28 protein-coding genes are annotated in these 25600 nt (G+C 44.4%); 12 read left to right on the top strand and 16 right to left on the bottom strand.

Annotation, left to right across the window (positions count from 1 at the left end; translation table 11 throughout):
• Nucleotides 1-52 precede the first annotated feature (52 nt).
• The gene (locus tag QZ918_RS00595; RefSeq protein ID WP_293329762.1) at nucleotides 53-256 is read left to right on the top strand and encodes a hypothetical protein; all 204 of its coding nucleotides are present in this window, start codon (nucleotides 53-55) and stop codon (nucleotides 254-256) included.
• Between the two features lie 350 nt (nucleotides 257-606).
• Here QZ918_RS00595 and QZ918_RS00590 read toward each other — a convergent pair whose 3' ends face one another.
• Together QZ918_RS00590 and QZ918_RS00585 are read right to left on the bottom strand one after the other, a co-directional pair.
• Nucleotides 607-1536: a phosphoribulokinase gene (locus tag QZ918_RS00590; RefSeq protein ID WP_293329759.1), complete on the bottom strand. Its 930-nt coding sequence runs from the start codon at nucleotides 1534-1536 to the stop codon at nucleotides 607-609.
• Nucleotides 1537-1701: 165 nt separating this feature from the next.
• Complete coding sequence (locus QZ918_RS00585) at nucleotides 1702-1884, bottom strand: hypothetical protein (protein WP_293329756.1); 183 nt, start codon at nucleotides 1882-1884, stop codon at nucleotides 1702-1704.
• A gap of 367 nt (nucleotides 1885-2251) precedes the next feature.
• On the opposite strand from QZ918_RS00585, the gene QZ918_RS00580 reads away from it, so the two are divergent.
• Nucleotides 2252-3385: an adenylate/guanylate cyclase domain-containing protein gene (locus QZ918_RS00580; RefSeq protein WP_293329753.1), complete on the top strand. Its 1134-nt coding sequence runs from the start codon at nucleotides 2252-2254 to the stop codon at nucleotides 3383-3385.
• Nucleotides 3386-4243: 858 nt separating this feature from the next.
• Here the strand turns inward: QZ918_RS00580 and QZ918_RS00575 are convergent.
• On the bottom strand, nucleotides 4244-4501 hold the full coding sequence (locus QZ918_RS00575) for a hypothetical protein (protein ID WP_293329750.1): 258 nt from the start codon (nucleotides 4499-4501) through the stop codon (nucleotides 4244-4246).
• Nucleotides 4502-4719: 218 nt separating this feature from the next.
• Between QZ918_RS00575 and QZ918_RS00570 the strand changes: the two genes are divergently transcribed.
• Entirely contained in the window at nucleotides 4720-7119 is a 2400-nt protein-coding gene (locus QZ918_RS00570) for an ATP-binding protein (RefSeq protein ID WP_293329747.1), read from the top strand.
• Between the two features lie 796 nt (nucleotides 7120-7915).
• Here QZ918_RS00570 and crn3 read toward each other — a convergent pair.
• The 8 genes from crn3 to QZ918_RS00525 form a co-directional block, all read right to left on the bottom strand.
• Entirely contained in the window at nucleotides 7916-8245 is a 330-nt protein-coding gene (crn3, locus tag QZ918_RS00565; RefSeq protein ID WP_293329744.1) for a CRISPR-associated ring nuclease Crn3/Csx3, read from the bottom strand.
• Nucleotides 8246-8414: 169 nt separating this feature from the next.
• Nucleotides 8415-9386 (bottom strand): DUF192 domain-containing protein, encoded by a 972-nt coding sequence (locus tag QZ918_RS33025; protein WP_367275149.1) that lies wholly within the window; start codon nucleotides 9384-9386, stop codon nucleotides 8415-8417.
• A gap of 8 nt (nucleotides 9387-9394) precedes the next feature.
• Nucleotides 9395-11176 (bottom strand): NAD+ synthase, encoded by a 1782-nt coding sequence (locus tag QZ918_RS00550; RefSeq protein WP_293329742.1) that lies wholly within the window; start codon nucleotides 11174-11176, stop codon nucleotides 9395-9397.
• A gap of 87 nt (nucleotides 11177-11263) precedes the next feature.
• A complete protein-coding gene (locus QZ918_RS00545) occupies nucleotides 11264-11557 on the bottom strand; it encodes an isochorismate lyase (protein ID WP_293156219.1) in 294 nt (97 codons plus the stop codon).
• A gap of 201 nt (nucleotides 11558-11758) precedes the next feature.
• A complete protein-coding gene (locus QZ918_RS00540; protein WP_293329740.1) occupies nucleotides 11759-12508 on the bottom strand; it encodes an NUDIX hydrolase in 750 nt (249 codons plus the stop codon).
• Complete coding sequence (locus QZ918_RS00535) at nucleotides 12469-13068, bottom strand: nicotinate-nucleotide adenylyltransferase (RefSeq protein ID WP_293329738.1); 600 nt, start codon at nucleotides 13066-13068, stop codon at nucleotides 12469-12471. The genes QZ918_RS00540 and QZ918_RS00535 overlap by 40 nt, the downstream gene beginning before the upstream one ends.
• 338 nt (nucleotides 13069-13406) lie before the next feature.
• Entirely contained in the window at nucleotides 13407-14810 is a 1404-nt protein-coding gene (locus QZ918_RS00530; RefSeq protein ID WP_293329737.1) for a nicotinate phosphoribosyltransferase, read from the bottom strand.
• Nucleotides 14811-14900: 90 nt separating this feature from the next.
• Nucleotides 14901-15062 carry a hypothetical protein gene (locus tag QZ918_RS00525; protein ID WP_293329735.1) on the bottom strand — a complete coding sequence of 54 codons (162 nt, stop codon included), beginning with the start codon at nucleotides 15060-15062 and terminating at the stop codon, nucleotides 14901-14903.
• Nucleotides 15063-15298: 236 nt separating this feature from the next.
• On the opposite strand from QZ918_RS00525, the gene QZ918_RS00520 reads away from it, so the two are divergent.
• Nucleotides 15299-15448, top strand: a complete 150-nt coding sequence (locus QZ918_RS00520) for an isochorismate synthase (protein WP_293329733.1) — start codon at nucleotides 15299-15301, stop codon at nucleotides 15446-15448.
• Between the two features lie 348 nt (nucleotides 15449-15796).
• Here QZ918_RS00520 and QZ918_RS00515 read toward each other — a convergent pair whose 3' ends face one another.
• The gene (locus tag QZ918_RS00515; protein WP_293329731.1) at nucleotides 15797-16495 is read right to left on the bottom strand and encodes a diacylglycerol/polyprenol kinase family protein; all 699 of its coding nucleotides are present in this window, start codon (nucleotides 16493-16495) and stop codon (nucleotides 15797-15799) included.
• 170 nt (nucleotides 16496-16665) lie between these two features.
• Here QZ918_RS00515 and QZ918_RS00510 point away from each other — a divergent pair, with 170 nt between their 5' ends.
• Together QZ918_RS00510 and QZ918_RS00505 are read left to right on the top strand one after the other, a co-directional pair.
• On the top strand, nucleotides 16666-16842 hold the full coding sequence (locus QZ918_RS00510; RefSeq protein ID WP_293329729.1) for a hypothetical protein: 177 nt from the start codon (nucleotides 16666-16668) through the stop codon (nucleotides 16840-16842).
• Between the two features lie 44 nt (nucleotides 16843-16886).
• On the top strand, nucleotides 16887-17168 hold the full coding sequence (locus tag QZ918_RS00505; protein WP_293329727.1) for a putative quinol monooxygenase: 282 nt from the start codon (nucleotides 16887-16889) through the stop codon (nucleotides 17166-17168).
• A gap of 51 nt (nucleotides 17169-17219) precedes the next feature.
• Here the strand turns inward: QZ918_RS00505 and QZ918_RS00500 are convergent, their stop codons facing one another.
• The 3 genes from QZ918_RS00500 to QZ918_RS00490 form a co-directional block, all read right to left on the bottom strand.
• Nucleotides 17220-17453: a ssr2422 family thylakoid membrane protein gene (locus QZ918_RS00500; RefSeq protein WP_293329725.1), complete on the bottom strand. Its 234-nt coding sequence runs from the start codon at nucleotides 17451-17453 to the stop codon at nucleotides 17220-17222.
• 214 nt (nucleotides 17454-17667) lie between these two features.
• Nucleotides 17668-18615, bottom strand: a complete 948-nt coding sequence (locus QZ918_RS00495; RefSeq protein ID WP_293329723.1) for a glycosyltransferase family 2 protein — start codon at nucleotides 18613-18615, stop codon at nucleotides 17668-17670.
• Nucleotides 18616-18723: 108 nt separating this feature from the next.
• Entirely contained in the window at nucleotides 18724-19194 is a 471-nt protein-coding gene (locus QZ918_RS00490; protein WP_293329721.1) for a tetratricopeptide repeat protein, read from the bottom strand.
• A 76-nt stretch (nucleotides 19195-19270) separates the two neighbouring features.
• Here QZ918_RS00490 and QZ918_RS00485 point away from each other — a divergent pair, with 76 nt between their 5' ends.
• Both QZ918_RS00485 and QZ918_RS00480 read left to right on the top strand, forming a co-directional pair.
• Nucleotides 19271-20512 (top strand): glycosyltransferase family 4 protein, encoded by a 1242-nt coding sequence (locus tag QZ918_RS00485; protein WP_293329907.1) that lies wholly within the window; start codon nucleotides 19271-19273, stop codon nucleotides 20510-20512.
• Nucleotides 20513-20550: 38 nt separating this feature from the next.
• Entirely contained in the window at nucleotides 20551-22470 is a 1920-nt protein-coding gene (locus tag QZ918_RS00480) for a hypothetical protein (protein ID WP_293329719.1), read from the top strand.
• A gap of 302 nt (nucleotides 22471-22772) precedes the next feature.
• Here the strand turns inward: QZ918_RS00480 and QZ918_RS00475 are convergent, their stop codons facing one another.
• A complete protein-coding gene (locus tag QZ918_RS00475; protein WP_293156176.1) occupies nucleotides 22773-22919 on the bottom strand; it encodes a hypothetical protein in 147 nt (48 codons plus the stop codon).
• Nucleotides 22920-23322: 403 nt separating this feature from the next.
• On the opposite strand from QZ918_RS00475, the gene QZ918_RS00470 reads away from it, so the two are divergent.
• From QZ918_RS00470 to QZ918_RS00455, 4 genes are all read left to right on the top strand, one after another.
• Nucleotides 23323-23532 (top strand): hypothetical protein, encoded by a 210-nt coding sequence (locus QZ918_RS00470; protein ID WP_293156175.1) that lies wholly within the window; start codon nucleotides 23323-23325, stop codon nucleotides 23530-23532.
• 240 nt (nucleotides 23533-23772) lie between these two features.
• The gene (locus QZ918_RS00465; RefSeq protein ID WP_293329717.1) at nucleotides 23773-24009 is read left to right on the top strand and encodes a hypothetical protein; all 237 of its coding nucleotides are present in this window, start codon (nucleotides 23773-23775) and stop codon (nucleotides 24007-24009) included.
• A gap of 155 nt (nucleotides 24010-24164) precedes the next feature.
• A complete protein-coding gene (locus QZ918_RS00460; protein WP_293156173.1) occupies nucleotides 24165-24740 on the top strand; it encodes a DUF4360 domain-containing protein in 576 nt (191 codons plus the stop codon).
• Between the two features lie 142 nt (nucleotides 24741-24882).
• The gene (locus QZ918_RS00455) at nucleotides 24883-25386 is read left to right on the top strand and encodes a helix-turn-helix domain-containing protein (protein WP_293156171.1); all 504 of its coding nucleotides are present in this window, start codon (nucleotides 24883-24885) and stop codon (nucleotides 25384-25386) included.
• The last annotated feature ends 214 nt before the right edge of the window (nucleotides 25387-25600 follow it).

Genomic DNA, 25600 nt, shown 5'->3' with positions numbered 1-25600 from the left:
TTGCTCCATTTAATGTTAAACTAATATTAGCTGCACTTAAATTTTTCTGAATATGGAACGTTCAAAAATTATTGCTATTATCACCGGCGTCATTTCTGTAATTCTAGCAGTTGCCTACCTGCTGCTCGTCACTCTCCTCGACTTCCGAGGCGAAATGGTTCCCGCACCTCAAAGTCAGTTGCCAGTATCGCCGCAAGTTCAGCAATTGGTTACAGTCAATCAGACTTTGCCATCAGTGGTGGCAAAAATAATATAAATCAAATTCCGCAATTTCGCCAGTAAATTATGTAGATAAAATTACTGGCGAACTATTGCTATTTGTAGGTGCGCTTTGTAGAGTGTTCTTTGGCACATTTTACGTTAGTGCTGTCCGCGCTCGCGTGTATTCATAACAGTGCTGTCGGCGCTCGCGAGAATTGGCAGCAGTGCGAGCATCCTCACTCACTCCTAAGAAAGAACACGGGCGGAGGCGATCGCACTACACTCCGACTGATACAGCCTTTCTCAAAAAGATGAGGTATGACTGACAGCTTATATAACCACTAAATATAGAGGGCTCGCATCCCAACTACATACCTCATCTTTCTGATTACCGCTATAAATCAATTAATAAACATGAATTGCTTTCATCATGTGATATGCAACTAGCAACTGCGTCAAAGCTAGCGGGTAACTTTGCAAAACTTCGCCAGTTGTGCCGATTAGTTTGCCAATTTCAGGGTTGCCTTGGGCACTGCAAAATCCCCGCAGGTGGGGCATTTCGTTGCACAAAATCTTTTCCAGCTCGCTTACTTGTTCGCTGGTAGCATGGGAGTCTACTTCTAAAACATCTACTGGTTTCCCCATATCGCGATCGAGTCCCAAACGAATGGCAGGTTTAAAACTATCGCTGCCTTGAGCTAAAATCTCAGTAAAATCAGGGTGAGGAATTGTTGGTCTCAGGACTAAACGCACGCTCAAATTTGATTCTTTGTCGGCTTCTGGCGGGTAAAAGCTAACTACAACATCGGCAAATTTGCGCTGGGGGCGAATATAATTTTCTGAATCCGGTTCCCGCTTTTCCATTTCTGCAAGTACCTGTTCTTCAGTATAACCGCGCTTCATAATATCGCGCTTAACTTTCCACTGAGTTCGCAACTCTTCTGGCGGAGCAAGATACACTTTGACATCGTAAGAATCGCGGATAGTTCGGGTTGAGTAACCCAGCAAACCTTCAACTATTACAAATTTTTCTGGCTTGATGTATTCCGGGGGATCGAATGTACCTGAGTGGTGGTTGTATATGGGTTTGAGAATTGCTTGACCTGTACGCAGCAGGCTGAGGTGCTGCTGCATGATGTCGAGGTAATTGCAGTCGGGATGCAGTGCTGTGAGCCCGATTTCGGCGCGCTGCTGTCTGTCATACCTATGATAGTCGTCTGTGCAAATCACAGTGACATTTTCTGGCCCCAATACTTGGGCAATTCCCCGCGTCAGGGTGGTTTTGCCTGCTGCGCTGTCTCCGACAATACCGAGAATGATTGGTCGATCGCTCATTGTTGTTACCCCGACGGACAATAGCAAATTTTTTCTGAATCTTAAATCTTATCAAAATTGTACTCGATCCGATCGCTAATCGCATGGTTTGACTTGCTCCCTTCCCGAGTTTCCCCATGTGTAAAATTATTGTATTATTTCTTAATAAAATGTCGCACCAGAGACTCAGGGATGATATGACGAAAAGATCGCGCCCATTTCTCGATCGCCCGCCATGTCGATCGTACTTTTAAATCCAGCTATACTAAGAATTTCGGGAAAATTAGCCCCGCCAACTGTGCCAGTAAGTCCATGAGTGTAGTGTAAATTGCAACAGCGGTGGGAATAGTGCGATATGTTTGTTTTCAAAACGGGTATCAAGCAGTCAATCAACTTACCAGTCAATCAATCTACACGGAGGGCGATCGAATTTACCCACAACATGAAGTTTTTGGCAAAGCTTTTGTTGTGCCTGACAAATTAGTATACATTTGAGTCAAGGAGGCATTCGTACATCAAAAATAGGGCCAATCGCTCTTTCTCCCTGCTTCAACAAGTAGTTTCATGAAAAAAAAGATTTCGATGCACCGTGCGTAAGTTTTGAATTTAAACCAATCTTATAGCGGTTCTCAAAAAAGTGAGGTATGCCCGATGCCCGATGCCCTATCCCCGATGCCCATGAGTACCTCATCTTTCTGAGAAAGGCTATAAGTTTAACTAACTTCCTAGCAAGCTGATGAATCAACTATCTTTTGAAAAATTCAGGGGCAGTATTTTAATTATTGACGACACTCTTAACAATTTAAGTTTACTGGAGCGAATCTTGTCGAAAAAAGGCTATGAAGTACGACTTGCATCTAGCGGCCAACGGGGACTCGAAGCTGTGGAGTTGACTCAACCTGACTTAATTTTGCTGGATATTATGATGCCTGGTATCGATGGCTATGAAGTTTGCAGCCGCTTGAAAGCTAGCGATCGCACTCGCGGCATTCCCATTATTTTTCTGAGTGCTTTGGTAGAAGTTTCTCATAAGGTGAAAGCCTTTAATGTTGGCGGGGTGGATTACATTATTAAACCTTTTGAAGCAGTAGAAGTGCTAGCTAGAGTTGAAAATCAATTGCGTCTGCGGGAATTAGAACTGCAACTTACGCATAAAAATCAGATGTTGCAGCGGGAAATCGCTTTTCGGGAAGAGGCAGAAATTGAAACGCGGTTGCTCTTGGAAACAACCAAATTTCAGAAAGAAGAAATTGAAGAATTGCTCTTAAATATTTTGCCTAAACCGATTGCCGATCGCTTGCAGGAAGGACAAAGCATAATTGCTGACAGCTTTTCGGATGTCAGCGTTTTATTCGCTGATTTGGTGGGATTTACAAATTTTGCATCTCAAAAAAGTGCGGCAGAAACGGTGAAAGTTCTCAATCAAATTTTTAGTCAATTCGATCGGTTATCGTTAGAGCACGGTTTAGAGAAAATCAAAACTATTGGTGATGCTTACATGGTAGTTGGCGGTTTGCCCCAACCGCAAGAAAATCACGCAGAGGCGATCGCCCAAATGGCACTCGATATGCAAGCTGCTCTGGCTAGCTTCAATCTCAAACACAATCAAACTTTTAGTCTCCGCATTGGGATAAATATTGGTGGGGTGGTGGCGGGAGTCATTGGTTTAACTAAATTTAGTTACGATTTGTGGGGGGATACAGTGAATGTTGCTCACCGGATGGAATCAAACGGTATTCCGGGAGAAATTCAGGTGACTGCTGCGGTTTATGAGCGTTTGAAAGATAATTTTTCCTTTAAAATGCGCGGTGCTGTTGAAATTAAAGGTAAAGGAGAAATGATGACTTATTTGTTGCTCGGGCGAAAGTAGTCAATTGACTGTTGACTGTTGTCAGTTGACGGTTGTCAGTTCTCAGTTCTCAGTTGAGCGACTAATGACAGCAGGACTAATGACAGCAGGACTAATGATATCGTTTCTGGTTGCATCGGTATTGTTTAAACAGTCAACAGTTAACAGTTAACAGTCAAAAGCTAACAATTACCAATTACAATTCCCAATTCCCAATTCCCAATTCCCAATTCTCATATATTAGATTTACTGAATATTAAAAATTATTTTTAGGAACACTCTATTGGCGTATCGCTACGCAAAATACCAGTGTTTTGCGTTCATTTAAGACATTTAATATTAACTGTAGAAACTTATATAGCCTTTCTCAAAAAGATGAGGTATAACTGACAGCTCGATAACCGCTTAAACTAAAAGGGCTTGAGCCTCCTTGGTTTAAGTGGTTATATAAGCTGTCAGTTATACCTCAATACCGTTTACTGGTATACCGCCCTGGGGGTAAATGGCTATGAAAAATATATACTGCGTTGGCGCGTGCCTGCCCGTTGGCGAAGCCGCCCTGAAAGGGCTAGGGCTTATGCTTCGTTCCTCTCTTCGGACATCTTAAGTAAACCGTATTGAGTTATACCTCATCTTTTTGAGAAAGGCTATACGTAAGTAACAAACTCTAGTCCCGATCGTCCCAGTATAAAATATTATTCCGTAGCAGATCAGTAGAATTTTAGATCGAAAGCTCGAAAATTCGCTGTTTATGCCCTAAGATAGATACACTAACTATTTTCAACTTAATTCCTGGCTTGGGGTCAGCCAATATGGATGCAACAATAGATGCAGTACATTTGACTGCGGTAATGCCTGGAGATCGCCCGATCGCGAATTTTACACCGATTTATCGAACCGCTTTCGGGGCTGTGGGCGATTGAAACCGCTAACCCGCCTGTAGCAAACTCTTGTAGTTTCCCGATCGGCGCGAAACGACCAAAAATCTAGATATTCCGGGCGCAATTCCTGCCCGCAGTATAAAAACCTACGCCCGCAGTTACCGATTTGTTGTGGACTTCCGCGAGGCGGTTGTGCCAGAATGCGATCGTCGAGTTGCATCGCGTGACAGTTAATTGCATCGCTCGAAATAGTCATCAAGCAAACAGATATTTTCGACGAAATCGAAAGGAGGTCAGTTATTTTAAAATATATGAAAGATTCCTATCTGGGAAGTTTTATTTATAGTAACCTGCCAGATAAAACGGGATAAATATTAGCATAAATAAACGCCGGATCGGCAATATATTCCAGCCGCAATCCGAAGTAGTTCGACAGGGAGATACCAACAAGATTTATGGGAAAGTTGTGTTGCAATGCTAGTAACTATGATCCACGAATTTTACGATGCGCTGGCACATTTAGCAGTCTATGAAGATGCCGCACCGACAAAGCAAAAACAAATCCTAAAACGTGTTTTTGTAATTCAAAAAAACCTCAAAGAATTCGCGCACCGTAACCCGAACAGTCACCAGCACAAATTAGATCTGGTTGAAGCAGAATGGCTTCGCGTTTTTGGGAAGACTACAGAAGCAATGGAACTTTACGATCGAGCTATTGCCGGAGCTAAAGCTAACGATTTTTTGAATGAAGAAGCTCTTGCTTGCGAACTCGCTGCTAAGTTTTACCTGTCATTGGGAAGAGAAAAAATTGCTATAGCCTACATGATGGACACCTATGATTGCTATCTGCGCTCGGGAGATCGAGCCAAAATTGATGAATTAGAAAAATGCTATCCTCAATTGTTGTCAGCGATTTTGCAGCCTGCTAAACTCGCTACAGATTCATTAGCAACCTTCGCGATACCTGCCAAACAAAATCAATCTGTACCTTCATTGATGAATCCGTCTGTGTCGGCGACAGTCTCAGATTTTGGGAATTTTTCAACTCTGCTAAAAGCTTGTCAAGCGCTTTCTAGTGAAAGAGATCTGCAGCAACTAATTGCCAAACTGATACAACTGGCGATGAGAAATACAGGCGTTGAGAAAGCAGTGCTGATTTTGCAAAACGGCAATCAATGGGAAATTGCTGCTGCAAGAGCGATCGACAATTTGGGCGTCGATCGGGCGATCGACTTATCATCCGCAACACTCGATCAAAACAGCGATATCCTGCCCCTAAACATTGTTGATTGCGTTAAAGAATTGTTAAAACCTGTGATTTTGCGGGGCATTCCTCAACAATGTGATTGGGAGTCCGACTCCTACATCCTCAAATACCAACCGCAGAGCCTGTCGTGTTTGCCGATTCTCGATCGAGACAAATTAGTCGGCATTTTGTATCTAGAGAATCTGTTAACTGCAAAAGTTTTTACGCGCGATCGGCTGCAATATCTCAATCTCCTGTGTTCTCAAGCAGCCATCAGTTTGTCAAATGCCCTGCTATATAAAAGTTCTCAGGATTACAGCCAAAAATTAGAGCGAATGCTAACAAAAGTCAGCCGAACAGAAGTTCAGCTTGCCGAGCAAAAACAAATGCTGCAAGCGATTCTTGATGTCGCTCCGATTTGGATTTGGATGGTTAATCCTCAGGGAAAAGTACACTTTTTCAACAACACTTTTTGTCAAGATATCGGTGTGTCTCTCTCCGCTTTACTAGCTGTCGAACATTACAAAGATATACTCGGAGAAAATGCAGCGAATTGCCTGGTTTCAGATGCAGCCTGTCTTGCCCAAGATTCACCCCATTACTCCAACGAAACTCTAATGTTTGTGGACGGCAAACTGCACTATTTAGAAGTCACAAAAGTGCAGTTAAAAAAATCCGATGGCGAGAGGATCGGGATTATTGGTTTGGGTGTTGATGCCACCGAGCGTAAGCGAGCACAGGAACTTTTGCAACAGCAAAATCAGCGCCTCGAACAAACTTTAAAAGATTTACAGCAAACGCAACTGCAACTCGTACAAAATGAGAAAATGTCGGCTTTAGGTAATTTAGTTGCCGGAGTCGCCCACGAAATCAACAATCCTATTGGGTTTATTTCGGGCAATTTAAGTGAAGCTAAAAGAAGTTTCGGAGATGTAATAGAACACTTAGAATTGTATCGCTCTGATGCACCCAAATCGGAAATTGCGAACCATGCCGAAGAGATAGATCTCGATTATCTCTTGGAAGATTTACCGAAGATGATTAATTCCATGGAAGTCGGGTGCGATCGCATTTCCAGCATCAGCACCAGTTTGCGTACATTCTCCCGAGGCGATAAAGACTACAAAGTTCCTTTTAATATTCACGACGGGATTGATAGCGCTATTTTGATTTTGAAACACCGTCTAAAAGCTAACGAAAATCGCCCGCAGATTGAAGTGATAGCTAAATACGGTAATATCCCTAAAATTGAATGTTTTCCCGGTCAATTAAATCAAGTTTTTATGAACTTACTTGCCAATGCGATCGATGCCTTAGAAGAGTTAAATATTGGACGCACTTTTCACGAAATTGCTGTCAATCCCAACCGCATTACGATTTGCACTAATGTAATCGGGGAAGATTATATTATAATTAAAATTGCTGATAACGGAACCGGGATGCCAGAAGAAGTAAAAAAACACATATTCGACCATTTGTTCACGACAAAAGCTGTCGGGAAAGGAACGGGATTGGGGTTGGCAATTGCCCATCAGATTGTGGTAGAAAAACATGGTGGCACTATCGAGGCGAAGTCCCAGTCTGGAGTTGGCACTGAGTTTGCGATCGTTTTGCCTGTGAAAGGATAAATTATAGTTGACTGTTGACTGTTGACTGTTGACTGTTGACTGTTGACTGTTGACTGTTGACCGAAGTAATAAGTAATAAGTAATAAGTAATAAGTAATAAGTAATAAGTAATATAGCCTTTTTCAAAAAGATGAGGTATTTCTGACAGCTTATATAATCACTAAGCGTATAGGGGCTAAAGCCCAACAACGTACCTCATCTTTATGAACACCGTTATAAGTAATAAGGAAGTCCGATGGAAGTCGGAAGAAGGAAGAAGGAAGAAGCAATAAAAGCAAGGATTTCAGCAATTAACAACATCCTAATCGTCTTGGCGGTTGCTATGTAATGAAAATTAAATGTTTTTTATTCCTGCACGCAGACTGACCTCAAAAACTCGATTTCTTGCTATATTTCTCGTTACTAGACGCAAAATTTCCTAGAAACCGGGTTTCTAGCCCCCTGATGCGTAAGCCCTGAAACTGTCCGAAATGTTGATAATTAAAATTAAATGTTGTTTGGGCGATCGAATAGCACTGTACACAAGGCTTGTAGTGAGGACTTTAGTCCTTCTATGGATGCGGAATGAAGTCCGAACGATCAAACCTTTTCCAATTTACTAACATCGAATAGCACTGTACACAAGGCTTGTAGTGAGGACTTTAGTCCTTCTATGGATGCGGAATGAAGTCCGAACGATCAAACCTTTTCCAATTCACTAACATCGAATAGCACTGTACACAAGGCTTGTAGTGAGGACTTTAGTCCTTCTATGGATGCGGAATGAAGTCCGAACGATCAAACCTTTTCTAATTTACTAACTTGGTAAGTTCAATTTGATTATTTGTCCAACTGATACTTCGTGTTTGTGAGTTGCTACTACCACGGCGCCTTCTAATCGCGGATCGTAACATCCAACCCAAGCGGCAGGATGGCATTCGTGCACTAAGTAGCCGTACAGCCAAATTGCTCCTCTACCTTCAATGACAATTCCTTGGCTGAATTGAACATTTTGAGGGATTTTCAAACCTTGCAAATCTTCGGGTGTGATAATACCGTCTTGAGTTGTAATTCGGAAGCGTAAATGTTGGTATGCTAAACCGTCTTGAGCTTGATTGGGGATTATTGTTAATTCAATAGGGTTCATTGGATGCACAAATGTTGAATATTTTACAGAATTATATCATGTTCGATAGCATGGGCGGGGGCGGGTTTATGAGATTGTAGATTATGGGCAATTATTGTTGGTGAACCCGCCCCTACAAAATTTAACATCATACAATTCCGAATTAAACAGACATGATATCAAATACTTTTTAGGGTAAATTTGGAATTCGATCGCCCACTTTGAGTCCCAACTGGGCCGCCCTGCCGCCTTTGAGTTCAATCACTCCGTCAACGGGAACATCGGGGCCGTAGTTGGGGCAGGTGTCGCTCAAACAGGGCGGTACGTTGGGAATTATCGCCTGCACGACGCCTTCGCGCAAAAAAATCATATCGAGTTCGATTTGCACGTTTCTCATCCAGAAACGCACGTTGCGCGGGGGCGCGATCGGGAAAAGCATTCCCCTGTCATCTGGTAATTCTGTGCGAAACATTAAGCCAATTGCTTGTTCTTGGGGAGTTTTCGCTACTTCCAGTCCGATCCTCTGCGTTGGCGTAGCCCCCCTAGGGGCGGGCTCCGCTAACGCCCCACCGCCCACAATCGCATTCACAGAAACTGGCAAAAGTTGACCCACATCCATCCCACCAAACATTGAAATAAAGTTTGATTCAGTCAAATTAAATTTTCCTGAAACTACTCCTAAATAGTTGCCAGAATTTTTATTTTGCATCACAGTTTGGTTCTCAGAAACAGAAATATTCAAATCGCTAAACTTTATGCCATCCGTCAAGACAATTTTATCATTGCCGCTGCCAAAATCTGTAATAACATCGGCTTGGGTGACAGTAGATGCAACGGATGTGTTTTCAAGGACAAATAAGTCATCGCCCGCGCCGCCTGTCAAGATATCTTTGCCTTCGCCGCCGATTAGTAAATCGCTACCCCGATCGCCATTAATCACATCTTCACCTTGTCCTCCATAGATTGTATCGCTTCCCTGACCTCCAAACAGGGTATCGGCGCCTTCGTTTCCGGCGATCGAGTCATTGTCGCGATCGCCAAAAATCAGGTCATTCCCTGCCAAACCTTGAATGGTGTCATTTCCCGCCAACCCTCTCATCGTATCGTTTCCGGGAGTTCCGAGGAGAAAATCGAAGCCAAAAGTACCGCCGATGTTAACCATTTTGCGTTTTAATGATACGTTTCATAAGAGGAAGATTTGGCGATCGGCATCCGCCAACCGGTACCAAAAGCTCGATCGCTAATTTTCAAACCTGGCGCTGCTTGTCGCCGTTTAAACTCCGATTGCCTGACTAATTTTACTACACGCTTAACCACGGATTCATCGTGTCCCGCCGCGATAATTTGTTGGACAGATTCGTGATGTTCGATCGATCGCTGCAAGATGTCATCCAAAACATCATAAGCAGGCAAAGAATCTTGGTCAACTTGCCCCGGTTTCAGTTCAGCACTCGGCGCTTTATCAATAATATTAACTGGAATGATTTCTTTTTCCAAGGGCGGGCACGGGGACACCGCCCCTACTGATTCGGCAGAATTCAGCCACCGACAAAGCGAATAAACCCGAGTTTTCGGCACATCAGAAATCACGGCCAATCCGCCATTCATATCGCCGTATAGAGTGCAGTAACCCACCGACATTTCCGATTTATTGCCCGTGGAAAGCAGCAAATGTCCGAATTTATTAGAAATCGCCATCAACAGATTGCCACGAATGCGGGATTGGATATTTTCCTCGGCAATTCCGAAAGTGGTATTGAGAAACAAATCGCCGAGAGTGCGATCGTAAGTTTTCATCAAATCGCCGATCGGCAAAATTTCGATCGCAATTCCGAGATTGTTAGCTAACTCCAAAGCATCATTAACCGAATGATCCGAACTGTAAGGAGAAGGCATCAGCACCCCTAACACATTTTCGGGCCCGATCGCACAACTGGCGATCGCCGCCACCAAAGCCGAATCTATCCCGCCACTCAAACCAAGTACAACCTTAGAAAAACCGCATTTGCGAACATAATCTCGGACTCCCAAAACCAAAGCAGCCCAAATTTCCGCATCCCCGAATGGCGGTTCAAAACTTAAATCTGTTGTGGAACTTAAATCTGTTGCGGAACTTAAATCTGTTGTGGAACTTAAATCTTCTCCGTTCCCGCCACCAATTAAATCTTGTTTATTTTCGTCATATTTCAACACAGCAAAATCAGTTTCAAAAGAAGTCAATACCCGAATCAAATTGCCCTGACGGTTCACCGCAAAACTGCTGCCATCAAAAATAATATCATCATTTCCACCTACCTGATTAGCATAAACAATCGGTATCCCTGAGCGGATGACACTGTGGTGCAACATCGCCGATCGCACTCCCCGCTTCCCGACAGAATAAGGTGATGCCGACAAATTCACCACTAAATCCACGCCCAACTTTGTCAAATCGGAAATAGGATCGCCCGCGTAACTGCGTTTACCCCAAAACTCCTCATTGTTCCACAAATCCTCACAAATTGTCACACCAATTTTGAGTTCACCAATAGTGAAATAATTACTGTTTTGTCCCGGTTCAAAATATCTATCTTCATCAAATACATCATAGGTAGGCAACAAGCGTTTATGAAAAACTTGTTGCACTGCGCCATTTTGCAACAAAACAGCACTGTTGAACAATAACTTCTCGCCTAGTTTCACAGCATCAGCATTAGGTATGGCAGTGCCGACAATGACTGCTAACTCCGGTGGTAAAGCTTGCGCCAGTTGTTCCAAATGTGCGGTGGCAATTGCAATGAAACTCGGGTTCATCAACAAATCGCGAGGCGGATAACCCAGCAGCGAAAGTTCCGGTGTTAGCAATAAGTTTGCGCCCTCAATCTGCGCTTTTTTCGCAGCCTCCAGAATTAGGTTGGAGTTGCCACAGATATCACCAATAGTAGGGTTGAGTTGTGCGATCGCAATTTTCATATTACCAAGTCACCTAATAAATCTTGCTAGCAGTCCGCTCGCGCGGACTCAATTTCCTATAGTCTTAGACTTGAATGTAGGGAAACATTACTCAGATTTGTAACGCTTCAATTCTTCCTCAATAAAATGATTGACCAAATCCCGGTAGAGTTTTTCTACCACATCAGGATTCAAACCCGATTCCAAAGCCCACTCGCGTCGCTGTTGTAACATAGCCTGAAAGCGATCGGGCGCTCTAACGCTCGCTTCACTCGTTTTGAACCTGGCTGCTGCGATGACGTATTGAAATCTCTTGCTCAAAGCATCGATCACTTCTCGATCGATGATATCAATTTCCTCGCGAACCTCGTGAATACTAGCACATTCATCAGGGTTTTTCATCTGCGGCACTCCTCAATAGATTGTTTTCTCATGTTACTCAATTGAACTCATAATGTCAGTCGATTTTAGATATTAGATTTTAGATATTAGATTGACTCCACGGATTAATCTGAGAGATTGAACCTTAGTCTCAAATTTGGCGATCGACCCTCAGCAAGCGTCGGTGGCGGCTATTTTTAGGCGAGTTCATCCAAAAAACAGCTAGATAAACACTAGGGGCTTATTTTTGAAAGGAGCAAAAGCGGCAGCATCAAAGCGGTACAAACTAGCAGGGCGCCCCGCACCTCGGGAAACCTTAACACGGGTATCGCACAAAAAGCCCAATTTCAACAATCGAGCTCTAAAATTAGAATAATCCGAAAAATTTTCCCCCAAAATAGTAGTATACAATTGATACAGATCGCTCAAAGTAAAAAGCTCCGGCAAAACTTCAAAAGCTACGGGACTGTATTCAAGTTTGTTGCGGAGTCGGCGGTATCCGTATTCGAGAATTTGATCGTGATCGAAGGCTAGCTTCGGAACTTGTTGGACGGGATACCAAGCAATGCCGCCGACGCGGTGCCCGACACCTGCAACTACACTTCCAGCAATCAATTCAGCTTCCTCAAACCGCACCAAAGCAAAGTAACTCACCGAAAGATAGCGATCGCCCCTGGTGAATTCTCTCGGATCGCGTCCCGGTTCTCCAAAAGTATACAGTTGCTCTAGATACAAATTTTCTACTCGAATTTTTTCTGACAAAATCCGGTAAGCCGCATTTTCCAGAGACTCTCCGTGCCGCACCAAAGTACCGGGAAGACTCCAAGAATCGATAAATGGTTCGTCTGGCCGCATTACCAACAGCACCAACAAGCGGTTTTGTACGGTATCGACGGAGAAAATTACATTATCTACTCCTACTTTAAAGTCAGCTAATGAGCAACCGTCGCTCTTTTTTGCGCCTCGTGCCATGCGTACAAATGCTCCCGATTAATGTAATCTTCGATAGTCGGAGTCAGGGCTTCCGTGTCTCCAGTTTCCCGATAGGAAGTTGAAGAAACATCGGGAGCGTTCAAAGATGCGATCGCCACTTCTGCACCCATGCGCCTCAACTGCCACAAATCTAACTGTTCTGACGGATAACCAGGTCGCGGTACTATCAGTAACTCTACTTCTTTTAACAACTGTTCAAATTTGTACCAGCGAGGCAGTTGTCCCACCAAGTCAGAGCCTATTACCATCGTCAACTCTGCATCCGGCCACTGCAATCTTGCTTGTTCCACGGTTTCTAGCGTCCTCGGACTGCTGAGCTCTGGATGCAAGCAAAGGTTGTGTCTGGGCGAATTAATTTCTTGAATCATTAACAGCAGCATTGCCGATCGATGTTGCAGGGAAGTTTCATGAGTTTTAAAAGGATTGTCCGACGCCCAAACAGCCACATAATCAAAATGTTGAGCAAGCCAACTCAAGATTGTTTTGTGTCCGGCAGTAGGTGGATCGGCACTGGTTCCAAACAAGGCAATTTTCTGCATAAGAAATTGGGAATTAGGTACGTTGTTGGGCTTTAGCCCTCTTTAGAGATAGCGTAGTTCAAAGCCTGCTGTTTGATGATTGACCTCTCGATCCCCCCTAACCCCCCTTAAAAAGGGGGGACAAGAGCGATCGAAGTCTTCCTACAAATGATTGACCTCTCGATCCCCCCTAACCCCCCTTAAAAAGGGGGGAACAAGAGCGATCGAAGTCTTCCTGCAAAGGAAAGAGAAACTATAAGCTCTCAAAGTCCCCCTTTTTAAGGGGGATTTAGGGGGATCGAGACGCTTGGTAGAAACGAGAATTTTCATAAATTTTAGTCTTATTTGAACACCAATGACTAATGACTCTTTTTCGTTTTTTGAGTGAGATTCTGCAAATCGGTAGAAATTTCCACTGACGGCGAAATCGGGTTATTTAATTGGCGAGTTTCTGCGGGCAGACTGGCGACAGAAGCAGCAGTTCGTTTGGCAATATCCTCCAAACTTTCCGGTTCCTGTACTCGTTTGCCATCCTTGACAACTAATTGCATTAATGGTAAATGATAATCGGAATTGTGAATGTTGTCCGCTGTGATTCCCAAACAATCTCCGATAATTTCTCCATCTTTCATGGTTCTAAAAATTTGCTTTCTTCCTGGATATGTTACCTTACCGCTGGCCTCTTTCATCACGGGCATTCCGTCTATTTCCACTAACTTATAAACACCGTTGACAGGCGAACCGCTGACCAACTTTGTTCCCAAACCGTAACCGTCAATGCAGGCACCCGCACTTTTTAATCTAGCAATTTCGTATTCGTCCAAATCACCGCTAGCAATAATTGGCACTCCCGGAAGGATCGATCGCACTTCCCGCGACAATTTTACCAAATCCCCCGAATCCAGCCGCACGCCTTCCAAGGGCATTTCACCGCTGTTGACTCGCGATGCCAACATCCGCGCCGCCGCCACAGTATCGTAAGTATCGATCAATAGCGGCGCCCCCGGAAAATAGCGGTGAAAAGCTGAAAATGCCTCATCTTCGCTGCCTTCGAGAGCCGACACAGCCATTACCAAAGCATGAGCCATAGTACCCACAGGTTTGCGGCCCAACTTCAAAGCAGCCAAAACATTAGAAGTACCATCGATCCCAGCAGCCAAAGCTGCCCTAGCAGCCCAGACAGCAGCTTGAGGCCCAAAAGCCCTGCGCGTCCCGAATTCCAGCAACTTAGCCTCCGGGCCCGCCACATCGCGCAGCCGCGCAGCCCGCGTCGCAATTAAAGTTTGATAATTGATTGCATTCAATAAATAAGTTTCGACTAACTGAGCCTGCCACAAAGGAGCCTCGATCCGCAAAATAGGCTCATTGGCGAATACCGCCGTCCCCTCGGGTACCGCCCACACATCCCCAGTAAAGCGGGCACAAGCGAGTAGATCCCAAAATCGCTCCGGGGCCCCGGCAAAAATTCCGGTGGACTGCAAAGCCTGAATTTGCGCCTCGGAGAATCGCAATTTCTCTAGATAGTCTATGACTTGATCTAAACCCATGGCGATCGCATAACCAAAACCATCTGGCAGCCTGCGCGCGAACAATTCAAAACTCGCAGGGCGATCGTCGAGGCCTTCCCCGACGTAACAAGCCGCCATCGTTAGCTGGTAGAGATCGGTCAACAGGCTGTAATCTGCTGGAGAAACGGTCAATTCCCGATCTTCTAAGATTTCCTCAAAACCTGTGAGGTGCAGGCTTTCTGTCGCAGTTTTCATCCAAAAAACCCCGGACAAACTTTGTTTCTTCAATTATAGTGACAAACACCATATCTTTTTGTAAATGTTTGATTAAGATTTCAGATTGAGTCAGAATATTTTGGAATCTATTCCCTGTATTAGGGGTTTTTGTGTAGGTGCGTACAAAATAATTATGGTAGAATTGCTAAAAATTTCGAGTTTAGCAATCTCAGCAAATCGATCGCCAAAACTGAAGCGTTCCGGGTTTTTAGGGCATAGGGCATAGGGCATAGGGCATAGGGCATAGGGCATAGGGCATAGGGCATAGGGCATACCTCGCTTTTTCGAGAACAGCTATATGAGGAGATTGGGGCGATCGACCAAAACACTGAATTGCTAAAAGCTTCAGTTTGCTTCGATGTTGCAGACTAATAAGTAATTCAAACAAATATTGCTAAAGCAATCCAAAGACCGAAAGGAATAGTAATCTAAGAAGTATCAGAACCAAGACAAGAGAGGCAAAAGTTATGAATCTTTCTAAATCTTTGGCAGATGCAATGCGTTACGTTTCCGAAGGCGCGATGAGGATTTTTAAACGGAGCGATGACGATTATCCCAATACAGGGGTTCAGCCTTTTGAAGGTAGGCCACCCAAAGGCTCTAAATGGGACAGGTGAGAAGGCGATCGGAGTATTTCTACTGAGGTAGGCAAAGATATTCGCCTCACACAATCACGGTAAGTTTTTCAACTACTTTGAAATATCTTTAATTTTCCCCAGCTAAACTTTGTTTGGCTGGGGTTTTAAGGTACGTAGTTGCGCTTGAGCGCTCTTTCCTAATATTATAAAGAGCGCTCAAGCGCAACTACGTACCTAATTTGTAGGATTGCTAAGGTCAGTAGTTACGATCTTAGCGCTTTTTCCTAATCTTATAAAGAGCGCTCAAGCGCAACTACGTACCTAATTTGTAGGATTGCTATAGTGATGGCGTTGATGTTTTGAGTTTTATGAGGACTGAAGTCCTCACTACGAACCAATTAGCCATAATTGATTGAGCAAAAAGGCGATCGCCCCGCTGCCGATTGGCACAGTCAGATTGTCAATTCCGAACTTAGATACCGACTCCAAAGTAGCAGCCACCAAAGCCACAACAGCCGACACCGCCCAAGTTTGCCAAACATTGCCTTGCACCGCCAGCAAAATCAAACTGCTAACAGCAAAACTCACCAAATACATAGTTGCAGAACCTTCCCAACTCTTCTGCATTCCCCAAACTCGATAAAGATGTTTGCCGTATTTCTGCCCAATAACAGCGGCCAATCCGTCCCCCCAAGTCATCACTAAAATGCCCAAAGCAGCGTATTCTTGATGTTGTAGCGGCCAAAACCAAGCGACGAGAACGCTGATACTCACAGCATAGAAAAAAGTCCCGAAACTCTTGCGGTGGATACTGTTGAGACTTGGCAAAATCGGAACTTGGTAGGAAATTAGGGCGATCGCACCAGCCAAAAAACCCGCCGAAATCCCCACCCAGTCGGGTATTTGCAGCCACCAAGCCAGCAAAATCACGTTTCCAGTACCGATGTGAACCACCTTCCGCGATACCTCCGCACCGACAGCAGTAAAGCGATTCAACCCTTCAGCCACCAGCAAAATTACGCCCAACCAGGCTCCCACGAGGGAAATTTGCAACCATACAGTCGGGATTTCAGCAAATATAGACACGATATTTAGGAAAAACTTAGATTGGGCACTGTGTACTACTTTAGTGGAAAGCGCGATCGATGTTAGAACCCCGCAGTCTTAAAGTGCTGCGGGTAGCTGGCTGTTATGTTTTTTTAGGTTGGTCTACTTAAAACCTGTGCTATGCTATAAGCAAGTCTAGGGAAAAAGCTATGACTATTTTAGTAGAAGAACTTTTGAATACCTTTGAGCGATTAACAGACTCAGAACGGTTAGATTTGGTATGGGAAATTTTGAAACGGACTGTTTATTTAGACTTTCCGCCCCTGTCTGATGACGATTTAGTTCTGAATGCTGAGGGAATTTTTCTACAGTTAGATGAGGAGTAAAGTGAACCATTGAAGTATTGGAATTCTCGGAGAATCTGATTGCTATGCAATATGTATTAATCATTCATGAAGTAGAAAACTATGAAGCCTGGAAAAAGGTATTCGATCGTGCTGAAAGCATCCGAAAAGAAGCTGGCGAGCGCTCCTATCAGGTCTTGAAGTATGACAATGAACCCAACAAAATTGTTCATTTCTCCGCCTGGACATCGACAACAGATGCAAGGGCGTTCTTTGAGTCGCCTGCACTGGTTAAAATTAGAGAACAAGCGGGAGTTAAAGCTCCTGAGTTTATCTATCTAGACCAATTAGAGTCGGGAGTATTGTGAAACAACTCACGATCGCCTTTGTATAATGTCAAGGCATTTGATGCTTAATTATTACTGTCCGTTTCCTGCTGACAATGCTGTGACTATGGCTGTTACTGCGGGACTGAGGCTAGACAAGACAACGACGGAGGCAGTAGCAATAATAATAGTTGTAGCCATCCTAACCATACCATCTGTTCCCTTCTGATATGCGTCAAACTTGTATTCCAGGCGATCGACTTTCTGACCTAGCTCAATCAATGCTTCCCTAATGTCATTACTGCTGGGATTTTCTGGGATTTGCATGGCGACTTCTCCCATTAACAGAGATTAGCTGGACTGTATAAATATGATAACATATAGCCTTTCTCAAAAAGATGAGGTACAACTGACAGCTTACATAACCCTTAAACTCTTAGGGCTCTCTTCCCAACAACGTCCGCGAATCTTTCTGATAACGGCTATAATTAACAAGCGACTATTTTATCGCTTCTTCGCAACCAAGAATTATTACTCATTATCATTTCAACAACTCTCGCACCAGCACAAAAGCCCTCCCCCGCAACTTTTCCGGCAGCAGCGACAATCCCAAAGCAGCCCACATTTTAGGCTCAGAAACTGACTTTCCAGCTCGCACCATCCGCCGCCCTTTTGCCGTTTCACCCACCTCAATCAGTCGCAAACCAAGCGCTAATTGAGTTTCTGCAATCCTTTTGAGCCTGACTGTTTCCAACTTTTCTGCATCAAATTCGTAGCTGGTCAAATAGCGCAATTTATCGCTCAAATAGGGAATTGCCCGATCGCATCCTTGCTGTCCTGCATGAAATCGATACTCCATCAACAGTTCGGGCAAGTAATAGCACTTTTTGCCTGCAAGCGCAAGTCTCACAAACAAATCGTTATCTTCGCAATTTTGCCAATCGGGCCGCAGAAATCCGACTGTTTCTAGGGCGCGGCGCCGAAACAAAGTTGCACCTATTTGCAAACTTTGTCTTAGAAAAACTGTAGCAAGTAAATCTTCAATCATTCCCGCCGACAACTCGGTGCGGCCCCACCGCTGCGAATTCAGTTGTGTCTGGTTTTCGTCAATGTTGTTGTTGGCATCAATGACCCAATGGTCGGTACTGACAAAATCAATGCTGGGGTCTTTATCTAAAATAGCAGATGTCCGCTCTAGAAATTGCGCGCTCAGGCGATCGTCATCGTCAAACTTGATAAAATATTCGCCCCTAGCCGCCGCAAAGCCCGATCGCATATTATTGCTTTTGCCGATATTGTGCGGGTGCCGAATGTAGCGAATCGGGCTATCGACAAATTCCGACATCAACAGCGCCGTACAGTCCGTCGAACCGTCATCGCAGACAATTAACTCAAAATCTGTATAAGTTTGATCTAGCACGCTGGCGATCGCACTAGCTAGCAAATGCACTCGATTGTAAGTAGGAATGCAAACACTAATTTTCGGCACACACTGAAACCATTGTAGATTTTAGATTTTAGATTTTAGATTTCTAAAAATTAAACTCTTCCTTCTGTCAACTGTCAACTGTCAACTGTCAACTGTCAACTGTCAACTTTAGTTTAAACGAGCCGTACATTCCAGAATTAACTTTTGATTCACCAATGCAAAAGGTTGAATTTCCAAAGCGCGACGAAAAGCTCGAATAGCACTTCTGTATTCTCCCAGGGCAGCGTAGCACAAACCCAGACCGTGCAACGCCCCAAAATGCACCGGATTTAGTTGGAGGACTGTTTCGCAGTCTTGGATCGACCTTTTATAATTTCCTTGGGTATAGTGAAGTACGGCGCGCCGGTTCCAAGCTTCAGCAAAATCCGGCGCTTCCGCAATCAGTTTTGTCAGCAAATCCAAAGCGTGCCGAACATCTCCTGCATCTAGGGAAACTTGCGATCGCCTGAGAACTTGCATCCCGTAGTCACCCTTCTGGTTAAACCAAGTGCGCCAGAGTTCTGTAGTAGCCCGATCGCGCACGCTTTCATCAGACTTTTTCAAGTCTTCGAGCAGCGCCTTAATAGATAATTCGTCCATAGGTGGGAGGATTGTTAAACAGGTTTTATCAATCAATTTTATCGTGACAGCGGCAACTTTATTTATTCAACATCCCATGCGAATTTTGATGCTTTCCTCAACTTTTCCCTATCCGCCAAGCCGCGGCGGAACTCAGGTAAGAACATTCAATTTGTTGCAATACTTGAGCCGCCGGCATGATGTAATTCTTGGTACTTTGCGATCGCCAGATGTAACTGACTCACAAATCGACGCATTGCGGCAACAAGTTAAAGAATTGGCAGTTTTCGAGACTTATAGGACAGTTTCAACTGGTATTGATGGAAAAATCCGGCGTTTTGGTCAATTTTTACTATCCGGGACGCCTCCGAACGTAATCTCCAGCTATTCTCAAGCAATGCAAAATTGGGCAGACAATTTAGTCGCAGCAGGCAAATGTGATGCTGTTACCTGCGAACACAGCGTTAACGAGATTTATGTGCGTCCAGAATGGCGGCAAAAACTGCTAACAGTTGCAAACATTCACAGTTCCGTTTGGGGAACTTGCAGGGAAATGTTAGCCACCGGGACTTCCCAAAAACCCCTGCGCGATCGACTAAATTTACCGCTACTCGCCCGCTACGAAATACGTTACTGTAGCAAATTCTCCCGTATTGTCGCCACCACATCCACCGACAAGCAGCAACTGCTAGAATTGCTGTCCTCTTCCAGCCTCGGAGGGAAAGCAGATTTTTTTGTCCCTCCCATTGATGTGATTCCTAACGGCGTGGATTTGGCAGAATTTCCCTATCGGTCGATCGATCCAGGAGGACACACCTTAATCTTTGCAGGCGCCATGAACAATTTGCCCAATATAGACGCGGCCAGGTTTCTCAGTTTGCAGGTACTCCCAAAGTTGCAGCAGCGGTATGCCGATGTTACCCTCACCTTGGTGGGCACCTCGCCAGTCCCCGAAGTCCTTGCCTTGGGGAAACTTCCGGGAATTCGAGTAGTAGGCAGGGTGCAAAGGGTGGCAGAATATTTGCATCAGGCTGCTGTTTGTGTGGTGCCCATGCGGATTGGTTTTGGAATTAAAAATAAAACTTTGGAGGCGATGGCGGCTGGAACGCCTGTAGTTGCTAGCGATCGAGGTTTGGAGGGTTTAACCGTTGGTGGCGGGCCAGAACCGACAAGGGCCTTGCGGGCAAACGAAGTTCAGGAGTATGTTGAGGCGATTACCAGTTTGTTTGAAAATTATCAACTAAGACAGGAACTCTCTCTGAACGCGCGATCGCTCGTTGAAAGCCAATATACCTGGGATATCATTGGTCGGCAGTACGATCGGCTATTCCAATTTTAAACTCTAAATTCTAAAATCTAAATTCTAAAATTTCGACGATGGAACACAAAATAAACTCCTCAAAAAATCGAGCCAAACCCCCAGAAAATCGCAAAGTTGCTCCTCCTCCGACAAGAAGCCGCCGCCAAAACCGACGCGCCAAAAAACTTCAAGAGTCCCAGCTTCCCATACCTGGTTCCCCAACTCCCGCCAGATATCCCTGGAAAAGACTGGTAGCTAATTTGACAGCCCTCAGCGTCTTGTGCGGCTGTGCAGCTTTGATGGGAGGTGGCGCTTGGCTGAGTTACCAGCTAATTGTCGATCCCAACGGCAACAGATTGATCTCTCAGTTTGTACCCGGATGGTCGCGCCTGCCTACAGGTAGCAGAGATACCATCCAAACTCTCGATCAAATCAAAGCCAGCATCCGCAAATTAGGATTCATCACCGGAGAACCCCTACCGCTTCCTGTTGAGAAATCCGCAGATAATTCTATTTCCGATTTGCTGTTGCCGGTGATGGTGGAAAGGACTGTTAATGCTTCTACAGTTTGCAAAAATCCTTGCCGTCAAATTGTCGAACTTCGCGTGTACAAGCGGGTGCAACTTCCCGATCGCGATTCCGATACCGTACAGTATTTTCAGCTAGCAAGTTCTGTGAATATAGAAGGCCCGGCGGAATCTTTTGTCATTGCTTCTTTGGATGAATCTGGATCCAACAATCAAGCCTCAAATCAGTCGCTACCGCTGACAGAACTGCGCCGCTTTGACGGCAAGCCCCCCGAATTGGGCATTTGGTTTAATGTCAGCGGTAAACTCGTGCGGGGCGACAAGAAAATTCCCTACGGACAAGTCGTGCGCTACAACCCCAGCCAAAATCATTTAATCTCGCTGTTGGATTGGGCGAGTGTCGCCGGACAAGCCCCGAATTGGCAGCAAATTGTGAAGGGGCAAAACCCCCAATTGGCGATCGACCAAACAATTGGTTTAGAACCCCAATTTACCATTTATCAAATTGGCCCGCGCAAATTTATCCCGAACCCAGTTCAATTAACCGCGATTTCCTTAGAAGAATTTGCCTTCAATGACCAGACTTATAAAAATGGGCTGCGACTGGCAAAAAGCGGACTTTGGTCTCCCGGATTAAATGTCATGCGTTCGGCTAAAGCCAAAGCCGGTCAGAATTGGCCCGCAGTCGCCCAAGCTCAACTAGAAATAATCGAATTTCACGCTAAAATTACCCGTGCTCAGGCGATCGCATCTTGGGCCAGTCCCAGCCAACAAGTTCTCGCAGAATTGATAGACGGCCGCTGGAGTCAAGCTTTGCAAGTATTTGAAGCCGATCCCAGCAACACCCACGAAATTGCCACCACCCTCAAAAATGAAGGCGGGCGGATCATGAACCGCGTAGACGCCGCCTTGAGAGTCAATGCGGCTGACGCCGATGTCAAAGCTTGGGGTACCCTGATTGTAGCCTCTCAAGACGGAACTCGCGAGGCGATGAATTGGCTCGACCAGCAACCAGATACTGACAGCGAAACTCGAACTAGAATTCGCAATTTGGTCAATAAACTTGAGGAAGCAATTTCTCAAGCTGAAAGTTTAGAAGACCACAAAAGTCAAATTATGGGTTCTGCTACTTTAATTAGTAGTATCAATCCCGCTGAGTGGCTGGAACCAGAAGCCAAAAACGAGTTAAAATTGACCGGAGAACAAGTTTGGTATCAGGTACAAGTAGCCAGTTTTTACGACGGAACCCGCTGGGTTAATCCGCCCTTTGCAGATGTACAAGTCCGCTCTTTTCCTACTACTCAAATCAAATGGTTGTGGGGGCGCCTGGGCTTGCAGGCTGACCCCAAGATTAAGATAGAAGTAGCGATGGCTAACGGTCAACAAAGAGTCGCTGTCGGAACCGTCAAAGCAGTGCAGATTCAAGACGGAAATCTGCGATTGCTAGCGGCGGTTGACAAGCGATCGTAATCCGGCAAAAAACCTTCGGCAGAGGGAAAAGTCACGGACGCAGTCTTGGTACAAAGAAACCAGTTTTTTTACCATTTCTGCCCGTCGCAACAGAAGTATTTCCGCAAAAAAACGGTTTCCCGCCACCCGTGCGTCCAAAACCAGGAAAAAGTTTTCCTCTCCTCTCCTCTCCTCTCCTCTCCTCTCCTCTCCTCTCCTCTCCTTCTCTTCTCTCGATCTCCCCCTATAGAGATCGGACAACAATGCAGACAACAATTTTGTTAAGTTAATTTACACCACTTGCACACAAAAACCCAGAGATGTTAGATCGCGGCCTTTTTAGAGAGTGCTGCAATCATCTGTCGTTTGACCGCTTTAGCCCAAAGCTCAAACTCCAAGCTGTTGATATCGTTAATTTTCACTTCCTCAGCAGTCTGATGTGGGGCTTGCTTCTGCGCTGTAGTCTCCATTGTTTTTTTCCTCGTTCAAAAAAAGTTATTAGTCGATCGTAAGCAGTGAGCATCATACCTCTATTTTATGTACTAATTGCTGCCATTAGTTATACTAAATACATAGAATTTAACGATAAGATGCAGTAAATACATCTTGATAATGCAATCTATGAATAAAATCTTAAGAGTCCTGTAATCCTTGCTATATATAGGTTTTTCCTGACATAAAGATGTAACTATTTATAAATTATGGCAATATCAAACCAAGATTCATGTTAACAAAGTTTTGTTAAATGAATGTATTCGCATATACAGCAAAAATGTATTTGATTAAATTTACAGAGGGCCTTAAACAGTTGACAGTTGACAGTTGACAGTTGACAGTTGACTGTTTGAGAGCGACCTCTACCCTTAAGTCCGAGTGTTGGAGTATCGATCGCACTCTGACGCAGCCAGCAAGGACAAAAACTTAATAGACTTCGGATTCACTTCTTTAGGGCGATCGACTGCCGCCACTGCTGAGTTAGCAGCAACCAGAATGCGATCGACAATCAAAACATCTCACTTTAGCGATCGGCATTTCCATTTCTTCGTATTTCAGCAGCAAATCTCGCGTCACCTCACAGGCTAGCAGCATCCCAATTTCTTTCAGCAGTTAACGAAATTTTCCCGTGTGCGCTTGAGCTTGCAGCACGAGAGTTAACTTGTGCTGTATCAAAAGATGGTCGATAACACTAACTCATTTTTTTGTGAAGAGTTAATCTACCTTACTATCATCTCTCCCTACCTAGATCTGCCTGAGAATACATCTCTCCTCTTTTTTACCGTTACCCGCTACCAGACAGATCATTTTACTACATCTACGAAGCCTATGATTCCAGAATTCAAGCATCTTTTCTCAACAAATAGCCACCGGGAAAAATTTGCTACTGAAAAAACATTTTTCCGCGCACCAGCAGACAAAAAAAACAGAGCTTTGTTCCCGCAAACGCCTGTAAAAAAAATCGATATTTTATCATCGAATTCTCCGGAACAATCTATAAATGCCATGAATCTTAGAAAGTATCAGGACAAAACAAGTATTAGTCCATCAACTAATGCTACTTGACCAAGCTCCGAGCCAGGTACAGCGATCTAGCTCCCAGTCAGAGTCTGACTGCCTTTTCAGTAAAGGCTTGCCATCTCCTAATTGGAAGGGCATCGCCTCAATCTTCCTTGAATAATTCAGGTTTGTCCTAACAAAAAACATTAAGGAGAACATCCATGAAATTTGTAAAACTATTGCTAGCCACAGTATTAACCACTGCTGCTATCAGTCCAGCCTTGGCTGCTAACCCATCAGTTCAAATATTAGGTGCAAGCTACGGCGGTAGCGGTTGCCCAGACAGATCCGCGAGCGTCAGCGTCAGCCCCGACGGTCAAGAACTCAGCATCCTATTTGATAAGTTTGTAGCCCAAGGAAACGTCTCAGCAGAGACCCGAAAAAGCTGCAATTTGAGCATTCCCATCAAAGTACCCCAAGGCTTCCAAATTTCGATTTACGATGCCGATTATCGCGGTTACGTTGCTCCTAAAACCACCGGAAACCTCAGAGCAGAATACTTTTTTGCTGGAACCAAAGGCCCCGTTTTTTCTCGCACTTTCAACGGCGAAACCAACTACAACGTTCGAGATAGCTTAGCCACTGTAGCAGATGTTTGGTCTCGCTGTGGCGACAGTGTAAATATGCGAGTAAATGCTTCGATGACAGCCCGCGGTGCCGGCACAGCCACCGTTGACTCCTTCGACTTAGCTCATCGCGGTTTAGTTTATCACGTCAAATATCGCACTTGCCGCTAACCATAACCGCTAAAAAACATAACACGCATGACCCGATTTCGTAAAGGAATCGGGTCATTTGTGCGCTAATCAAAACTGCTAAAGCTTAGAGAATTTACCCAAAAATATGCTACAATGACGCTTAGGCTTTGAGGAATGTTCTATGAAAGTAAACTACCAAGAAAGAATTGATGTAACAGCCGACGCATTAAAACAACTTCTGTCGCAGCAACGAACCTTGACTAATCGCTCAAAAATCCAGGCACTTTATTGGTTAAAGGCTGGATATAGCCAAAGCCTTACAGATGTAGCTGAACGTTTAGGTGTACATAGAATTACTGTGCATAGATGGTTAAAACAATATAGTGCTGGCGGTCTGCAAGAACTGTTAAAAATACGGCAAGCAACAGGTAGACCCAGAATAATTCCCTCAGCAGTAATAGCAGGAATTGCCGAAAAGTTAAGTGAGGAATCCTGTGAATTCACAACTTACAAAGAAATTGCGGCTTGGGTAGAAGATAACTATCAAATATCAGTCAAATATCAAACATTACACAAGCAATTACACTATCGCATGAAAGCAAAATTAAAAGCACCAAGGCGTTTGAATAACAAAAAAAATAATGATGCAGCTATCGAATTTAAAAACAACTCCTCCGAAAAATAGATACTGCAATAAAGGTACGTAGTTGCGCTTAAGCGCTCTTTCTTAGATATAAAGCAATACAGTTGACTAATATACTGCTATTCGTGAAACTCCTCCGAAAAATAGATACTGCAATAAAGGTACGTAGTTGCGCTTAAGCGCTCTTTCTTAGATATAAAGCAATACAGTTGACTAATATACTGCTATTCGTGAAACTCCTCCGAAAAATAGATAC

It is taken from the genome of Microcoleus sp. CAWBG58, from assembly GCF_020883045.1.
Taxonomy (GTDB): Bacteria; Cyanobacteriota; Cyanobacteriia; order Cyanobacteriales; family Microcoleaceae; genus Microcoleus.
This window is presented reverse-complemented; position numbering and strand designations above follow the sequence as displayed.

Bases quoted from the DNA above. Each gene is read 5' to 3' on its own strand.
- QZ918_RS00595 (WP_293329762.1), top strand. From the start codon at position 53: ATGGAACGTTCAAAAATTATTGCTATTATCACCGGCGTCATTTCTGTA.
- QZ918_RS00590 (WP_293329759.1), bottom strand. From the start codon at position 1,536: ATGAGCGATCGACCAATCATTCTCGGTATTGTCGGAGACAGCGCAGCA.
- QZ918_RS00580 (WP_293329753.1), top strand. From the start codon at position 2,252: ATGAATCAACTATCTTTTGAAAAATTCAGGGGCAGTATTTTAATTATT.
- QZ918_RS00575 (WP_293329750.1), bottom strand. From the start codon at position 4,501: ATGACTATTTCGAGCGATGCAATTAACTGTCACGCGATGCAACTCGAC.
- QZ918_RS00570 (WP_293329747.1), top strand. From the start codon at position 4,720: ATGCTAGTAACTATGATCCACGAATTTTACGATGCGCTGGCACATTTA.
- crn3 (WP_293329744.1), bottom strand. From the start codon at position 8,245: ATGAACCCTATTGAATTAACAATAATCCCCAATCAAGCTCAAGACGGT.
- QZ918_RS33025 (WP_367275149.1), bottom strand. From the start codon at position 9,386: ATGGTTAACATCGGCGGTACTTTTGGCTTCGATTTTCTCCTCGGAACT.
- QZ918_RS00550 (WP_293329742.1), bottom strand. From the start codon at position 11,176: ATGAAAATTGCGATCGCACAACTCAACCCTACTATTGGTGATATCTGT.
- QZ918_RS00545 (WP_293156219.1), bottom strand. From the start codon at position 11,557: ATGAAAAACCCTGATGAATGTGCTAGTATTCACGAGGTTCGCGAGGAA.
- QZ918_RS00540 (WP_293329740.1), bottom strand. From the start codon at position 12,508: ATGGCACGAGGCGCAAAAAAGAGCGACGGTTGCTCATTAGCTGACTTT.
- QZ918_RS00535 (WP_293329738.1), bottom strand. From the start codon at position 13,068: ATGCAGAAAATTGCCTTGTTTGGAACCAGTGCCGATCCACCTACTGCC.
- QZ918_RS00530 (WP_293329737.1), bottom strand. From the start codon at position 14,810: ATGAAAACTGCGACAGAAAGCCTGCACCTCACAGGTTTTGAGGAAATC.
- QZ918_RS00525 (WP_293329735.1), bottom strand. From the start codon at position 15,062: ATGCCCTATGCCCTATGCCCTAAAAACCCGGAACGCTTCAGTTTTGGC.
- QZ918_RS00520 (WP_293329733.1), top strand. From the start codon at position 15,299: ATGAATCTTTCTAAATCTTTGGCAGATGCAATGCGTTACGTTTCCGAA.
- QZ918_RS00510 (WP_293329729.1), top strand. From the start codon at position 16,666: ATGACTATTTTAGTAGAAGAACTTTTGAATACCTTTGAGCGATTAACA.
- QZ918_RS00505 (WP_293329727.1), top strand. From the start codon at position 16,887: ATGCAATATGTATTAATCATTCATGAAGTAGAAAACTATGAAGCCTGG.
- QZ918_RS00500 (WP_293329725.1), bottom strand. From the start codon at position 17,453: ATGCAAATCCCAGAAAATCCCAGCAGTAATGACATTAGGGAAGCATTG.
- QZ918_RS00490 (WP_293329721.1), bottom strand. From the start codon at position 19,194: ATGGACGAATTATCTATTAAGGCGCTGCTCGAAGACTTGAAAAAGTCT.
- QZ918_RS00485 (WP_293329907.1), top strand. From the start codon at position 19,271: ATGCGAATTTTGATGCTTTCCTCAACTTTTCCCTATCCGCCAAGCCGC.
- QZ918_RS00480 (WP_293329719.1), top strand. From the start codon at position 20,551: ATGGAACACAAAATAAACTCCTCAAAAAATCGAGCCAAACCCCCAGAA.
- QZ918_RS00475 (WP_293156176.1), bottom strand. From the start codon at position 22,919: ATGGAGACTACAGCGCAGAAGCAAGCCCCACATCAGACTGCTGAGGAA.
- QZ918_RS00465 (WP_293329717.1), top strand. From the start codon at position 23,773: ATGATTCCAGAATTCAAGCATCTTTTCTCAACAAATAGCCACCGGGAA.
- QZ918_RS00460 (WP_293156173.1), top strand. From the start codon at position 24,165: ATGAAATTTGTAAAACTATTGCTAGCCACAGTATTAACCACTGCTGCT.
- QZ918_RS00455 (WP_293156171.1), top strand. From the start codon at position 24,883: ATGAAAGTAAACTACCAAGAAAGAATTGATGTAACAGCCGACGCATTA.